The following is a 14,569-nucleotide window of genomic DNA, read 5'->3' as shown; positions in this document are numbered from 1 at the left end:
ACCGGAGCCCCCGCCAGGACTAGGCCGTGAGCTCCTGGTGGAGCGCCTCGCGCAGTCGGGCCGCCCGTTCGGCGACCTCCGCCGGGCCCAGCTCGACCGCCCTCGCGCACCAGCGCTGCCCCTCGGACAGCTCACCGTGCCGGGCGGCGAGCAGGGCGAGGCGCAGCGCGGCCCGGCCGTGTCCGGCATGCGCGGCCCGGGTCCACCACAAGGCGGCCTCGCGCTCGCGGCCCTCGCGGGCGAGCAGAAGGCCGAGGTTGAAGGCGCCGTTGCGGCTGCCCGCCTCGGCGGCCTCCCCGTACCAGCGCGCGGCCGCCTCCAGGTCGTTGCGGGCGGCCGCGAGCATGCCGACCCGCACCTGCGCCCGGCGGTGGCCCTGCTGTGCGGCCCGCTCGTACCACTCCTCGCACTCGGTCTTCTCACCCAGCGGCTCACCGAGCACCGGCGGTCCGGGCGGGGGCTGGCGGGCGTCGAGGAGGCTGGCGAGCCGGAACGCGGCCTCCGCGCTGCCGCCGCCCGCCGCGCAGCGCAGGTGCCGCTCGGCCGCCTGCTCCTCGCCGTCCCGCAGCAGCGCGATGCCGACCTGGAGGGCGGCGTCGGTATGCCCGGCGGCAGCCGCCCGCTCGTACCACTTCAGGGCCGTGCGGTCGTCGTCGCGGCCGGCGAAGAGGATGCCGAGGTTGAAGGCGGCGTCCACACTGCCGGCCTCGGCGGCCTTGGAGAACCAGGGCTCGGCACCGGTCGCGTCGCCGGCCTGGAGCAGCAGGATGGCGAGCGCGTTGGCGGCCTCGCGGTGCCCGGAGTAGGCCGCCCTGCGGTACCACTGCTCGGCCTGGGCCGTGCGGTTCTGGGCGGCGCAGAGCAGACCCAGGTTGTACGCGCCGTTCACGTCCCCCGCGCTCATCGCGGCCCGGTACCAGCGCTCGGCGGTCTGCTGCTCACCGCGTGCCGCGTGCAGCGCGCCGAGCGCGTTGGCCGCGTTGCCGTCGCCGTCCTGGGCGGCGCGCAGCCACCACACGGCGGCGCTCTCCTCGTCGCCGGCGTCGCGCAGCAGGAAGCCGAGCGCACAGGCGGCCTTGGCCTCACCGTCCTTGGCGGAGGTCAGGTACCAGCGGCCCGCCTCCTTCAGCTCGCCGCGCTTCTCCAGGATCGCGCCGAGGTGCAGGGCGGCCCTGCGGTGGCCGCGGGCGGCGGCCTGCCGGTACCAGGGCTCGGCCTCGTCGGACGCGCCCTCCTCCTCCGGCACCTGTTCGACAGCGATGTCACCGGGGCCCTCGCCGGACGCCTCGCCGCCGCTACGCCCGTCGAGCAGCCGGGCGAGCCGGTAGGCCGCCTCGCGGTGGCCCTGCTCGGCGGCGGCGCGCAGCCAGCGCTCGGCGCCGACGTCGCTGCGGTGCTCCAGGAGGTCGGCGAGCGCGTACGCGCCGAGGGCGTGGCCCTGCTCGGCGGACTGGCGCAGCCAGTACTCGGCGGCGGGTTCGTCGCCCCGCTCGCGGTAGTGGCGGCCGAGCGCGTGGGCGGCGGCGGCGGATCCGGCGACGGCGGCGATGCGCCACCAGCCGGCCGCCTCGTCGGTGTAGCCGCGCTGGTGGAGCAGGACTCCGAGGTTGTTGGCCGCGGCCCGGTCACCCTCCGCGGTGGCGCCGCGCAGATAGGGCTCGGCGCCGTCGAGGTCACCGCGGCGCAGCAGCAGGGCGCCGAGGACGCTCATCGACTCGGCGTCGCCGTTGTCGGCGCCACGCCGGTGCCGCGCCTCGGTCTCGGCGTCAGCGGTGTCAGCATCCTCATCGGAGCGTGTCTGCACAAACCGCCCTGTCTCCAACAGAGTTGCCCTGTCCCCCATAAATACCATCGTCGCACCACCCGCAACCCGCGTACACCTGGTATACCGCAGCCAGTGAGGTCACTTCAGCGTTTTGTCGACATGCCCACAGAGAGACACACCAAACCCCTTTGGTGCCAACTCCCTTGGACAAGACCGGTTTTCACGCCGAAGGGTTCCAGCCACCGGCCGTCGGACAGCCTCGGTGACCTTGACGCGAACGCGACGAGGGCCCGGATCCTTGAAAGGATCCGGGCCCTCGTCGGTGAGTAGCGGGGACAGGATTTGAACCTGCGACCTCTGGGTTATGAGCCCAGCGAGCTACCGAGCTGCTCCACCCCGCGTCGGTGAACCCAACGCTACCACGGTGGAGGCGGCCGCCTGACCGGGGCCGATCCGGCCGGCCCCGGTCAGGCGGTCCGGCCGGCCCCGGTCGGGCGGGTCAGCTCTTCGGCCTGGTCGCGTTCGCCTCCGCGTCGGCCGCCTTCTTCAGCGCGTCCTGGAGCGCCTTCTGGGCGTCGCCGTAGGCCTTCCAGTCGCCCTTGGCGAGCGCCGCCTGGCCGTCGTCGTACGCCTTCTGGGCGTCGCTGATGGCCTGGTTCACATTGGCGTCGCCGGTGGTCGGGGGCGTGGTGGGGGGTGGGGTGGTCGGGGGCGTCGTCGTGGGCGGCGGGGTGGCCCCGTCGGCGCCGAACACCGCGCTGAGCGCGTCCGCGAGGTTGTCCTTGAAGGCGGTCTTGTCCCCGTACGCGACGCCGACCTTCTTCAGGAGCGGGTAGTTGGCGCTGCCACCGCGTGCGTACACCGGCTCGATGTACAGGAAGCCCCCGCCGAGCGGTACGGTCAGCAGGTTCCCGTAGTCGATCTCGGAGTCGGTGCCTCTCAGGTTCCGTACGAACTCGGCGACTTCGGGCAGGCCGTTCAGCTTGCTCTGCACCTGCTGCGGGCCCTGCACGTTGTCGGTGACCTGGAGCAGTCTGATCTTGCCGTAGTCCTTGCTCGCGGCATCCGCGTCGACCGCCATGAACCCGCCCAGGTTGGGCCGGCCGTTGGGCGTGAACGTCGTCGTCAGGGAGAACATCTTCCCCTGCGACTCCGCCCCCGGCATCTTCATGGACAGGTAGTACGGCGGAACCGCGTTGTTGTCCTTGTTGGTCGGGTCGTCCGGGACCTGCCAGGCGTCACTGCCGCTGTAGAACTGCGCGGGGTCGGTGACGTGGTAGCGGGTCAGCAGCTCGCGCTGGACCTTGAACATGTCCTGCGGGTAACGCAGGTGCGAGAGCAGCTCGTCGGGGATGGCGGACTTGGCCTTCACCGTGCCGGGGAACGCCTTCATCCAGGTCTTGAGGACCGGGTCCTTGTCGTCCCACTGGTACAGCGTGACCGTGCCGTCGTACGCGTCGACGGTCGCCTTCACCGAGTTGCGGATGTAGTTGACCTGGTTCTCCTGGGCCACCACCGCCCGCTGGTTGTTGGTCAGCGAGTCCGTCGTGGTCTCACCGAGCGTGGTGCGCGAGGCGTAGGGATAGCCGTTGGTCGTCGTGTACGCGTCGACGACCCACTGGATGCGCTTGCCCACGACCGCGGGATAGGCGTCCCCGTCGATGGTCAGCCAGGGGGCGACCGCCTCGACACGCTCCTTGGGGGTGCGGTTGTAGAGGATCTTCGAGCCCTTGCCGATGGCTCCCGAGTACAGGATCTGCGGCTCGTTGAAGGTGACCGCGTACGCGGCCCGGTTGAAGGGGTTGGAGAGGCTCACGCCGCCCTTGCCCTCGAAGCTCGTGGTGACCTGGCCCTTGCCCTCGCTCTCGTAGTCGAGCTCCTTCTGGGGCCCGCCGACGATCGAGTACTGGTCGGTCTTCTCGCCGTAGTAGATGCGCTGCTGGTAGTCGGAGGCGAGCTGGCCGCTGGTGGGCAGCCCGGACTCGGTGAAGTCGGGCGCGCCGTTGACGTCCACGCTGGTGCCCTTGGCCGCGATCGCGCCGAAGCCGTGGGTGTAGGTGAAGTGGTCGTTGATCCAGTTGCGCTTGTCGATGCCCTTGAGATTGAGCTCGCGCAGCCCGATGACCGTGTCCTGCTCCTTGCCGTCCTTGTCCTTGTACCGGTCCACGTCCAAGGTCGAGGGGAACTGGTAGTACTTGCGCTCCTGCTGGAGCTGCTGGAAGGCGGGCGAGACGACGTTCGGGTCGATCAGCCGGTAGCTGGCCGCCGAGTCGGCGTCCGAGCGCAGCTTCGGGTTGTCCTTGGCGGCGGTGGTGCCCTTGTACTTCTGCACGTCCGTGTTGTCGATGTCGTACGCCTTGCGGGTGGCATCGATGTTCTTCTGGATGTACGGGGCTTCCTTGGCCTGCTCGTTGGGCTCGACCTGGAACTTCTGCACGATCGCCGGGTAGAGCCCGCCGATCAGGATCGCCGAGAGCACCATCAGGCCGAAGCCGATGACGGGCAGCTGCCAGGTGCGGCGCCACAGCGTCGCGAAGAACAGCACGGCGCAGATGACCGCGATGCAGAACAGGATGGTCTTGGCCGGCAGATAGGCGTTGGCGTCGACGTACCGGAGGCCCGTCCACTTGTTGGTCGCCTTGAAGTCACTCGACTTGACCGCGAGTCCGTACCGGTCCAGCCAGTACGCCACGGCCTTCAGGATCACGAAGACGCCGAGCAGCACCGAGAGGTGCCCGGTGGCCGCGCCCGTGGCGCGCGCGCCGGGGCTGGTGATGCGCAGCCCGCCGTACAGGTAGTGGGTGAGGGCTGCGGCGATGAGCGACAGGACGGCGGCGGCGAAGCCGAAGCCGAGCATGAAGCGGTACCAGGGCAGGTCGAAGGCGTAGAACGACACGTCCAGCTTGAACTGGGGGTCCTTCTGGCCGAACGGCACCCCGTTGACCCACATCAGCCAGGTGCGCCACTGCCCCGAGGCGGAGGCGCCGGCGATGAGCCCGATGAGCGCGGTGATCCCGAGCAGCATCCACTTCTTGTACGGCGCGATGCCCATCCGGTAGCGGTCGAGGCTCTGCTGCTCCAGGGACATCGCGCTGAGCGGCGGCCGAAGCCGGTGCGCCAGCCAGATGTTGAGGCCGACGGCGAAGGCCATCAGCAGTCCGAAGACGAGGAACAGTCCGATCTTCGTCCACAGCTGGGTGGTGAAGACCGACGAGTAATGGACCGAGCGGTACCAGAGCCAGTCGGTCCAGAACCCCGCGAACATGACGAAGGCCATGGCGAGCACGGCCAGAATGCCCAGTGTCATGAGCAGGGTCCTGGCCCGGCGGGACGGCCGGCCGACTCTGATCCGTGGCCCGGACGGGCCTGAGCCGCGGTCCGGCATCTGGAAAGCCAAGGTGCGCACCTCGAAGTTCGCTGTCGTATGGGCGGGCCCCGCGATCGTAGAGCCCACTCATGCAACTTACTGAGGCTTTACTCAGTTCCCGATCGGGGGGTGAAAGAGGGCAGGATGTTGTCCATGTCCAACGTTTCCCCCTCCGGTCCTCCGATGGCCGCGAGCCCGCTCACCCGCGCGGTGCTCGAAATCGACGAGTACGTATCCGGTCTGGGCTGGGACAAGCCGGCCCGCCTCTTCGCGCTCGTCGACACCGCGAAGCTCCGTGCCCAGGCGCCGAACCTGGTCTCTCCCGCCGACGACGCCCAGGTCTCCGGCCTGACCCCCATTGAGCAGGAGGAGATCCCTCGGAACAAACCGCTGGACAAGTTCCTCGGCACCATCGCCTGGCCCGACTCGGTGGCCGGCTGCGCGCTCACGGTGGAGCGCATGATGCTGCCGCCGTCCGCCGAGGCCTCCGTGCCGGAGGGTCTCAGCGACAAGGAGCTCGCCAAGTGGGTGGCCGCCCACCCCGACCGCCAGGAGGTGCGGATGACGGTGGCGGTGCTGCGCGGCGGCGCCCGCGAGTCCGCCATCCGGCTGCGCGAGAAGGACTCCGCCACCGAGGTCCTGACCGGCCCCGACCTGGTCCCCGGCCTCGCCGAGGCGTTGGCCGCTACCTTCGCCTAGCGGCCCCTCGGGGGCGCGGTCGGCGTTACGTGGCCGAGCAGCTCGGCAGGCCGGCCGTGTCCCCCGTGCGGATCTTGTCCAGCGCCTGCCGGGCGTCGTGGATGGTGTCGACCTTGACCAGGGTCAGTCCCGAGGGGATGTCCGAGGCGGCCGCGGCGCAGTTGTCCTTGGGCGTCAGGAAGTAGCGGGCGCCCGCCTGGCGCGCGCCGATCAGCTTCATCTCGATGCCGCCGATCGGGCCGACCTTTCCGGCGTCGTCGATCGTGCCGGTGCCCGCCACGAACTTTCCGCCCGTCAGGTCCTCCGGCGTCAGCTTGTCGACGATGCCGAGCGAGAACATGAGGCCCGCGCTGGGGCCGCCGACGTCGGCGAGCTTGATGTCGACGCTGAACGGGAACGCGTGGTCGGTCCCGGCCTGGATGCCGACGATGGCCCGGTTGCTGTCGGCCGCCTTCTCCGTGGTGATGGTGAGCTTCTCACCGCCCTCGGGTGCCTTGCCGGCCTTCTTGGCGGCGGCGGTGTCCTTGGCAGGCACGATCGTGAAGACCACGTTCTGGCCGGGCTTGTGCTTGGTGACGAGCGCCGCGACATCGCCGGGCTTGGTGACCGCGGTGCCGTCGACGGCCTTGATCGCGTCCCCGGCGTGCAGCTTGCCCTCGGCCGGGCTGCCCTTGACGACGGAGGAGACGATGACCCAGCTCTTCACCGGGATGTGGAGCTCGTTCAGGGCCGCCACCTTCGCGCTCTCCTGGGACTGGCTGAACTCCTCGGCGTTCTCCTGGTTGGACTGCTCGTCCGTCTTGCCGTCCGGGTAGAGCGTGTCGTGCGGGACGACGACGCTGTCGTGCGCCAGCCAGCCGTACACGGCCTCGACGAGGTTCATCCGGTAGTCCGCCCCGGTGACCCTGACCGTCGTCATGTTGAGGTGACCGGTCGTCGGGTACGTCTGGTGGCCGGAGATCTGAAGCACCGGCTCGCCGCCGGAGTCGCCGAGGGTGTTCACGGTGGGGCCGGGAGACATCTCCGCGTACGGCACTTTGATGAGCACCCCGGCGCAGAGCAGCGCGATCAGCACGAGGGTGGAGGCGAGCATCGTCGCGGTGCGGCGTGGCATGGAACGACAGTACGGGACCGATCTGTGGGCCCACCCCTGGGGCCGGTCCGTACGGGGGCCGTTGGCGAACGCGTACGGGCAAAGACCGGTGTGCGCCGACGGTCGGGAGTCAGAGGGCGTCGGATCCGGAGCGGGATTTGTCCATCGCTTCACGGAACCGGCTGTATCCGGCGAGTTCGGCCACATCGCCGGAGGTGCGATCGCGGGCGGCCCAGCTCGCCCATATCGCAGCGCCGACAGCAGCGAAAAGCGGAATCAGCAGCCAGAGGAGTACAGCCATTCCGACCTCCCGTCCCCAAATGAGCGACCGCAACCGACAGATCAGCAGATTAGCCATCCGCTGGTTCAACGCTTGCGCCAGGGGTGCGGTTACGCAAATCGGGGCGCATGGCACCCGACGGGGTTTCAGATACGGAGGCCGCGTCAGCAGGCCCCGACCCACTCCTCCGTACCGTCCGAGAATCGCTGGTGCTTCCAGATCGGGACCTCGTGCTTGAGGTCGTCGATCAGCTTGCGGCAGGCCTGGAAGGCCTCCGCGCGGTGCGGGCAGGACACCGCGACGACGACCGCGATATCCCCGACCTCCAGATCACCCACACGGTGGACGGCGGCCAGCGCGCGGACCGGATAGTCGGCGACGACCTTCTCGGCCACCCGGCGCATCTCCGCCTCGGCGCTCGGATGGCAGGAGTAGCCGAGCCTGTCGACGTCGGTGCCGCCGTCGTGGTTGCGCACGGTGCCGACGAAGAGCGTCGTGCCACCCGCCGCGAAGTCGCCCGAGGCCGTGAAGACCTCGTCGACCGAGAGCGGGGTGTCACGGATCGCGAGCAGGCGGATCGGGTCGTGCGCCGCCTGCTCGCCGGGGTGGTCGGGGTACGTGCGTGCCATGGTTCCATCGTGCCGTACGGGAGTGACATCCCGGAATAGCTCTTTCGACCGGGCGCCGCGACCCTCCGTAGGAGGGTCCTACAGGCCCGGGCCCGAGGTCCTAAAGGCCCCGGCGCTTCCGGGCCCGGCGCACCACGGCGGCGGCGCCGAGCAGGGCGACGGTGGCGCCGGCGGCCCCGGCGGCGGTGGCGTCCTTGCGGCCGAGCCTGCGGCCCGCGACGGTGTGCCGGCCCGCGACCTCTTCGAGGAGCTCGGCGAGCACCTCCTCATTGGTCCACTGCGGCCGCCAGCCCGCGTCGTGCAGCCGCCCCACGCTGACCACCCACGGGTGCATCGTGTACGCGAGATCGCCCGCCGGCGAGGGCGTGAGCCCGATCCGGTGCAGCCGGGCCGCGGCCCCCAGGGCGACCGCCGAGGGCAGCTCCATGCGGCGGATGCCGCTGAGCTCCTCGACCTCCTCCTGCTCCAGCCAGCCGTCGCAGCCCACCGCGAACTCCCCGTCGGCCTTCTCCAAGGCGGCGTACTCCAAGGCGCTGCACAGGTCGTCGACATGGCAGAACTGCCAGGTCGGACGCGATCCGGCGACGACCAGGAGGCGCGGCGACTCGAAGTAGCGGGTGAGCGCGGTGTCGGTGCCGCCGACCAGGACGGCCGGACGCACCACGGTGACGTTGAGGCCGGGGTGGGCGCGCGGGGCCCGCCGTCCCAGGCGCTCGATCTCCAGCAGGTCGCCGACGCCGGTGGCTTCCGCGGTGGCCCGCAGCTCGGCGTCCTCGGAGAGCGGGATGTCGTTGTCGGGCAGCGCCCCGTAGACCATCGCCGAGGTGCAGAGCACCACCCGGTGCACGCCGGCGGCGGCCGCGGCGGTCAGCACGGTCTGGGTGCCGCGCACGTTGTAGGCGGTGCGGGCCGCCGCGTCCGTCTCCAGGTCGAGGTCGAGCGCCAGGTGCACGACGACGTCGGCGCCGCGCAGCTTCTCGGCGATCGCCGGGTCCCGTACGTCCAGGATGTGCCAGGTCGCCTCGGAGACCTCGCCCCGGCGCTCGTCGAGGGCGATGACCTGCTTGACCTCGTCGGATGCGGCGAGCCGCGCGGTCAGCAGGGCGCCGATCCCGGACGCGGCACCGGTCACGGCGACGACGGGACCGCGCGATGTCGGGGTTGAGAGGTTTCGCGCTGCGCGAACCTGCGGATCTGGGGAACTCACCGGGCGTCTCCAGCGGTTGTCTTCAGTACGTACGTTAATGACGCGTACGTACCAGGTGGCGTCCATCCTGCCGCAGCCCGCGAGGCGGCGGAGCACCGAGCCCTTATCCCGCTCGGATGTCTACGCTGGTGGTGTTGTGGGGAAGCCGCCGTCGGCAGCAGCCGGCGGCCTGACGAGCCGAGGAAACCCGTGAGTGACACCCCATTCGGATTCGGCCTTCCGCCGGAGGAGCCGGAAAACGGCGACGGCAAGAAGAAGGACCCTGCCGGAGGTGGTCAGGGTGCCGGCGGCCAGGGCGGCAACCCCTTCGGCTTCCCGGGAGGCTTCCCGGGAGCGGGCGGCGGCGGGGACAACCCGTTCGCCGCGATGTTCGGTTCGATGAACCCGAACGACCTGGGCGCCGCCTTCCAGCAGCTAGGCCAGATGCTCAGCTACGAGGGCGGTCCCGTGAACTGGGACATGGCCAAGCAGATCGCCCGCCAGACGGTCGCCCAGGGCACCGCCGACGGCACCAAGGACGAGAGCGTCGGCCCCGCCGAGCGCGCCGCCGTCCAGGAAGCCGTGCGCCTGGCCGACCTGTGGCTCGACGACGCGACGTCGCTCCCCTCGGGCTCCACCACCGCGGTGGCCTGGAGCCGCGCGGAGTGGGTCGAGGCCACCCAGCCGGCCTGGAAGGAACTGGTCGACCCGGTCGCCGAGCGTGTCGGCGCGGCCATGGGCGGTGTGCTGCCCGAGGAGATGCAGGCCATGGCGGGCCCGCTGATCGGCATGATGCGCTCCATGGGCGGCGCCATGTTCGGCCAGCAGATCGGGCAGGCCGTGGGCACGCTCGCCGGCGAGGTGGTCGGCTCGACCGACATCGGCCTTCCGCTCGGCCCGGCCGGCAAGGCCGCGCTGCTGCCGCTGAACATCGAGGCCTTCGGCAAGGACCTCGGCGTCCCCAAGGACGAGGTCCGTCTCTACCTGGCCCTGCGCGAGGCCGCCCACCAGCGGCTCTTCGCCCATGTGCCGTGGCTGCGCTCGCATCTGTTCGGCGCCGTCGAGGGCTACGCGCGCGGCATCAAGGTCGACACCGCGAAGCTGGAGGACGCGGTCGGCCAGCTCGACGTGTCCAACCCGGAGCAGCTCCAGGAGGCACTCCAGCAGGGCATGTTCCAGCCGGAGGACACCCCGGAGCAGAAGGCGGCCCTGGCCCGTCTGGAGACGGCCCTGGCGCTGGTCGAGGGCTGGGTCGACGCGGTGGTCCACGCGGCCGCCAAGCCCCGGCTCACCTCGGCGGACGCGCTGCGCGAGACGCTGCGCCGGCGCCGGGCGACCGGTGGCCCGGCCGAGCAGACCTTCGCCACGCTGATCGGCCTGGAGCTGCGGCCGCGCCGGCTGCGGGACGCCTCGCGCCTGTGGGCCTCGCTCACCGACGCGCGGGGGGTGGACGGCCGGGACGACCTGTGGGAGCACCCGGACATGCTGCCGACGGCCACCGACCTGGACGACCCGGACGGCTTCGTGCACCGCGAGCACCTGGACTTCTCGGAGCTCGACAAGATGCTGGGCGAGGCCGCCGAGCAGAACGGCCCCTCCTTGAAGAAGGAGTCTTCGGAGAAGGCTCCCTCGGAGAGGGAGTCCTCTAAGAGGGACGAGCAGCCGGGCACGACCGGGGAGGCCGACGACAGCGACGAGACCGGCGGCACCGGCGAAGGCAAGGGCGAGTCCGACAAGTGAGCCTGCACGACGACGCCGTCCTGGTACTGAAGGCGTACGAGGGCCAGCCCGAGCTGCGCCAGGCCTACCTGGACCATCTCTCGGCGCACCCCGACGGCATGTGGAAGGCCTGCGGGGCGGGCCATCTGACGGCGAGCGCGCTCGTCATCGACCCGGAGCGGGAGCGGGTGCTGCTCACGCTGCACAAGAAGCTCAACATGTGGCTCCAGATGGGCGGCCACTGCGAGCCGGGCGACGCCTCGGTGGCCGCCGCCGCGCTGCGCGAGGCGGAGGAGGAGTCCGGTGTCGCCGGGCTCGCGCTGCTCGCGGGCGGCCCCGTCCGTCTCGACCGGCACCCCATCCCGGCCCCCTGCCACTGGCACCTGGACGTCCAGTACGCGGCGCTGGCCCCGGCCGGTGCGGTCGAGGCCATCAGCGACGAGTCCCTGGACCTGCGCTGGTTCGGCTATGACGAGGTGGCCCGGGTTGCCGACGAGTCGGTGGTCCGCCTCCTGGAGGCGACTCGGGCACGGCTGTAGCCGAGGCCGGACGGGCAGGCCGGCAGCAGCGGCCCGGCCCTCGACGAAGCCGACCCTCAACGAGCCGACCCTCAACCGGCAGTGAAGTAAGGGGCGTTCGCCATGGGCGGGCGCCCCTTACCCGTGCCCTCGAAGGGCAGCCGGCTAGCTCCAGGCGTTGCCCTGGTTCTGGGCGTGGGCGCCCTGCTGCCCCATGCCGTACTGGGCGCGCACCCCCTGCCCGATCACCGCGTTCTGCGGGGGCAGCACCTCGCTGGGCTGGACGAGGGCGAAGCCCTGGCCGAGGAAGCTCAGCTCCCAGCCCTCGCCGGTGTTGCCGCGGCGGCGCCACACGCCGGTGGAGTGCGTCTGCGCCTGCATCTGGACGCGCAGCGACGTCGACCAGGCGACGATCGCGTCCGCGTCCGCGTTGACGTACTTGTCCGGCGTGACCTGGAGCATCAGCGGCTGGCCCGAGGTCATCAGGACGACCTTGCCGGTGCCGGTGATGTTGAGCTGGTACTTGCCGGTGCCGGAGACCCCGTACTGGCTGTCCACGGCGATGACCTCGTGGTGCAGCGAGGAGTCCATCGCGAGGACGTAGCCGCTGTCCACGGTCAGGCCGTCCCGGTCGACGTCGACCACGTGGACGTGCTGGGCCAGATTGGCGAAGTAGACCGTGCCCTGACCCGAGACGCGCATCAGGTCCAGGCCCTCGCCGGTGCGGGCGCGGGCGTTGTGCTGGGCGTTCGACTGGTACTCGCCGTCGAACTCCATCAGACCCTGATAGGCGACCATCGACCCCTTGCGGGCCAGCAGGTCGTCATGGCCGGTGAGCACGGCCCGCAGCAACTGCGGGTTCTGCGCCGTGTACCGCTCCTGGGACTGCTGCTCGGTGTAGCTGAAAAGCGGGCTCTGCATGGTGTCTCTCCCCCTCAGCCCCGGGCCCGCAGGCGGTCCGTGCTGTCCTCACTCGGCTGTACCACGACGACGCCCTTGCCCGAGAAGGCCATCTGGTACGCCTCTCCGCTGCCCCGGCCGATCAGCGAGGACGCCTTGAAGCTGCGCTTGCCCTTCACCTTCAGGTTCGGGGACCAGGCGACCAGTGCGTCCGGGTCGACGTACGTCTCGTCCTCGCCGCTTCCGCAGTCGACGACGACCGGCGTGCCGCGCGAGGTCAGGGCGACCCAGCCGGTGCCGGAGATCTTCACGTTGAACAGGCCCTGGCCGGCGAACTTGGCGAGTCCCTTGACCCGTTCGACCCCCCATTGCAGGCTCGCGTCGAAGGCGAGCACATTGGTGCCGTTGACCGAGAGCGCGTCGTTGTCGAGGTTGACGACCACGACGTTGGCCCCGTAGTCGGCGAGGTAGAGCAGCCCGTCGCCGGTGCACTTCATGAGGGGCGCGCCCTCGCCCGTGATCCAGTCCCGGGCCATCTGGCGCACGGCGGGCGGGTTGGGCTCGTACTGGATGAAACCCTCGTAGGCGACCATCGAGCCGACCCGGGCGAACAGGTCCTGGCCGGTGACCATGGCCACCTTGAGCATGGCGCTGCCGTGGTTCTCCATCCGGGCCGCGACGGGGGTGGGGGCATAGCCCGTGAGCTGCTGGTTCATTCTTCGGGCTCCCTCAGACCTCGTACGGCTGGACGACGATGAAGTTGCCGGGGGCGCCCCGGAACTGGAGATTGACGGACTCGCCGCTGTCCCCCGGATAGGCGTTGCGCCGCAGCCGGACCTGGCTGGAGACGATCACCTGGGACGCGGCGGACCAGGCGACGATCGCGTCGCTGTCGGCGAACGTGGTCGGGGTGACCGGCAGCACCACCGGGGTGCCGTGCGTCATCACGACGACGGTGCCGGTGCCCTGGAACAGCATGGTGAACAGGGCGCCGCCGGGGATACCGTGGCCCTCGATGCGGCGGACCTCGTACTGGAGGGACTCGTCGAAGGCCAGGACGTGCTCGGCGGAGACACAGATGCCGTCGCCCTGGAGCTCGATGGGATGCAGATGGGCGCTGTTCTCCGCGAGGAAGACCTGGCCGCGCCCGGTGCAGCGCATCAGCTGCATTTCCTGGCCGGTCGCGTTGCCGACGATGCGGCCCGCGAAGCCGGCTCCCTTGTACCCGAAGTCGACCTTGCCCTGGTACATGACCATGCTGCCCTGGCGGGCCAGGACGGGCTCGCCGCCGGCCCCGAGGTCGACCCGGACGAGCTGCTTGTTCTGCGAGGTCCAGCGCTGGCCGGTGGGCAGTTCCTTGTACATCTGGATGGCCGCGTGCAGACCACCGCCCTGGGGCGCGCCGTGCGGCCGGCCCTGGGCGGTGGTCTGGCCGTACGGAGCCTGCTGCCCGTACGGAGCGGGGGCACCCGGCGGCACCTGGCCCGGAATGTGGCCGGGGCCCTGCCCGAACTGGGGCTGCTGCGGCGGCTGTCCGTAGGGGGGCTGCTGGGGCCGGCCGTACGGCGCGGGCGCGGGCGGCGGCGGCACGCTGCCGGGCACCAGGTGCATCGGCGCGGCGATGGTCGGCGCCGCGTGGATCTGGGGGCTCGGCGCGGGCGCCGGCGCGGGCGGCGGGGTGGAACCCTGGGGCGGCGGAGCGTAGTGCTGCGGGGCGGGCGCGGGCGGCGGCACGTTGAAGGCGGGTGCGGGCTGCGGGACCTGCGGCGGGGCGCCGAACTGCGGCGCGGGCGGGCCGGCTTGGGGCGGAGGAGCGAAACCGGGGGCCGCGCCTCGCGGCTCGGGCTGCGCCGGGGCAGCGGGCTCCTCCTCCAGGACCTCGCCGCCGAAGTTCTTCAGGAGCGCTTCGAGGCCTCCGTCGAAGCCCTGCCCGACAGCGGCGAAGCGCCACACGTCCTTCAGGTAGAAGTCGCCGAGCATGACGGCCCGCTCGGTGCTGAACTCCGCGCCCGTGAAGGCGTACCGGACCACTTCCTCACCGCCGGCGACGACCCGGATGTAGCCGGGGCCCACCTGCGACATCTGGCCCGCGCCGTCGAGGGTCGCGGTGAAGGAGAGCTTGTGGATGTTGGCCGGGACGCGGTCCAGAGTGACGCGGAACGACTCGGTGTCACCGGACTGCGCGCCCAGGAGCTGGATCGACTCCTCGGGGGACTTCGGCTGGTTGAAGAAGACGAAGTAACGGTCGTCCGACAGCTGCTCGTTGGCGTCGAGCCCGAAGCAGCTGATGTCGAAGGTCAGCCCGGGACCGCCGATCTGCACGCCTACGTAGAGATCCGTTCCTGCCGTGAGATCACTGACCTTGGCCTTGTGGCCGCGCTGGAATTCCCTGGCCATGCGTACCGACCGTCCC

General features: G+C 70.9%; 12 protein-coding genes and 1 tRNA gene. 3 read left to right on the top strand and 10 right to left on the bottom strand.

All coding sequences use genetic code 11. The features are described 5' to 3' along the window. Window positions 1-19 precede the first annotated feature (19 nt). The 3 genes from ACFYNP_RS18730 to ACFYNP_RS18720 all read right to left on the bottom strand — a co-directional run bounded on the left by ACFYNP_RS18730 (window position 20) and on the right by ACFYNP_RS18720 (window position 5,150). Window positions 20-1,852 (bottom strand): sel1 repeat family protein, encoded by a 1,833-nt coding sequence (locus tag ACFYNP_RS18730; protein WP_388786517.1) that lies wholly within the window; start codon window positions 1,850-1,852, stop codon window positions 20-22. 240 nt (window positions 1,853-2,092) lie between these two features. After that, window positions 2,093-2,166 (bottom strand) — tRNA-Met (locus ACFYNP_RS18725). A 98-nt stretch (window positions 2,167-2,264) separates the two neighbouring features. Then, complete coding sequence (locus ACFYNP_RS18720; protein ID WP_388786634.1) at window positions 2,265-5,150, bottom strand: UPF0182 family protein; 2,886 nt, start codon at window positions 5,148-5,150, stop codon at window positions 2,265-2,267. A gap of 135 nt (window positions 5,151-5,285) precedes the next feature. Between ACFYNP_RS18720 and ACFYNP_RS18715 the strand changes: the two genes are divergently transcribed. Then, window positions 5,286-5,831, top strand: a complete 546-nt coding sequence (locus ACFYNP_RS18715) for a PPA1309 family protein (protein WP_388406613.1) — start codon at window positions 5,286-5,288, stop codon at window positions 5,829-5,831. Between the two features lie 25 nt (window positions 5,832-5,856). Here the strand turns inward: ACFYNP_RS18715 and ACFYNP_RS18710 are convergent, their stop codons facing one another. From ACFYNP_RS18710 to ACFYNP_RS18695, 4 genes are all read right to left on the bottom strand, one after another. After that, complete coding sequence (locus ACFYNP_RS18710; RefSeq protein WP_388786515.1) at window positions 5,857-6,945, bottom strand: PDZ domain-containing protein; 1,089 nt, start codon at window positions 6,943-6,945, stop codon at window positions 5,857-5,859. A 109-nt stretch (window positions 6,946-7,054) separates the two neighbouring features. Beyond that, window positions 7,055-7,225, bottom strand: coding sequence for a hypothetical protein (locus ACFYNP_RS18705; protein ID WP_388406607.1), 171 nt, complete (start codon window positions 7,223-7,225; stop codon window positions 7,055-7,057). A gap of 143 nt (window positions 7,226-7,368) precedes the next feature. Next, complete coding sequence (locus ACFYNP_RS18700; protein WP_388786512.1) at window positions 7,369-7,833, bottom strand: molybdenum cofactor biosynthesis protein MoaE; 465 nt, start codon at window positions 7,831-7,833, stop codon at window positions 7,369-7,371. A gap of 100 nt (window positions 7,834-7,933) precedes the next feature. Continuing rightward, window positions 7,934-9,040 (bottom strand): SDR family oxidoreductase, encoded by a 1,107-nt coding sequence (locus ACFYNP_RS18695; RefSeq protein ID WP_388406601.1) that lies wholly within the window; start codon window positions 9,038-9,040, stop codon window positions 7,934-7,936. Between the two features lie 189 nt (window positions 9,041-9,229). Between ACFYNP_RS18695 and ACFYNP_RS18690 the strand changes: the two genes are divergently transcribed. Together ACFYNP_RS18690 and ACFYNP_RS18685 are read left to right on the top strand one after the other, a co-directional pair. Continuing rightward, window positions 9,230-10,759 carry a zinc-dependent metalloprotease gene (locus ACFYNP_RS18690; protein WP_388786510.1) on the top strand — a complete coding sequence of 510 codons (1,530 nt, stop codon included), beginning with the start codon at window positions 9,230-9,232 and terminating at the stop codon, window positions 10,757-10,759. Next, complete coding sequence (locus ACFYNP_RS18685) at window positions 10,756-11,277, top strand: NUDIX hydrolase (RefSeq protein ID WP_388786508.1); 522 nt, start codon at window positions 10,756-10,758, stop codon at window positions 11,275-11,277. The genes ACFYNP_RS18690 and ACFYNP_RS18685 overlap by 4 nt, the downstream gene beginning before the upstream one ends. A 144-nt stretch (window positions 11,278-11,421) precedes the next feature. Here the strand turns inward: ACFYNP_RS18685 and ACFYNP_RS18680 are convergent, their stop codons facing one another. From ACFYNP_RS18680 to ACFYNP_RS18670, 3 genes are read right to left on the bottom strand one after another with little or no spacing between them, the layout of a single operon-like run. Next, the gene (locus ACFYNP_RS18680; protein WP_388406594.1) at window positions 11,422-12,177 is read right to left on the bottom strand and encodes an AIM24 family protein; all 756 of its coding nucleotides are present in this window, start codon (window positions 12,175-12,177) and stop codon (window positions 11,422-11,424) included. 14 nt (window positions 12,178-12,191) lie between these two features. Further along, window positions 12,192-12,872: an AIM24 family protein gene (locus tag ACFYNP_RS18675; RefSeq protein WP_388786505.1), complete on the bottom strand. Its 681-nt coding sequence runs from the start codon at window positions 12,870-12,872 to the stop codon at window positions 12,192-12,194. Between the two features lie 13 nt (window positions 12,873-12,885). After that, window positions 12,886-14,553 carry a TerD family protein gene (locus tag ACFYNP_RS18670; protein WP_388786502.1) on the bottom strand — a complete coding sequence of 556 codons (1,668 nt, stop codon included), beginning with the start codon at window positions 14,551-14,553 and terminating at the stop codon, window positions 12,886-12,888. Window positions 14,554-14,569: the final 16 nt, after the last annotated feature.

The sequence above is a fragment of the Streptomyces sp. NPDC006691 genome (assembly GCF_042869955.1).
GTDB lineage: Bacteria > Actinomycetota > Actinomycetes > Streptomycetales > Streptomycetaceae > Streptomyces.
The sequence above is the reverse complement of the archived record's forward strand: the minus strand, read 5'-3'. Positions and strand labels throughout refer to the sequence as shown.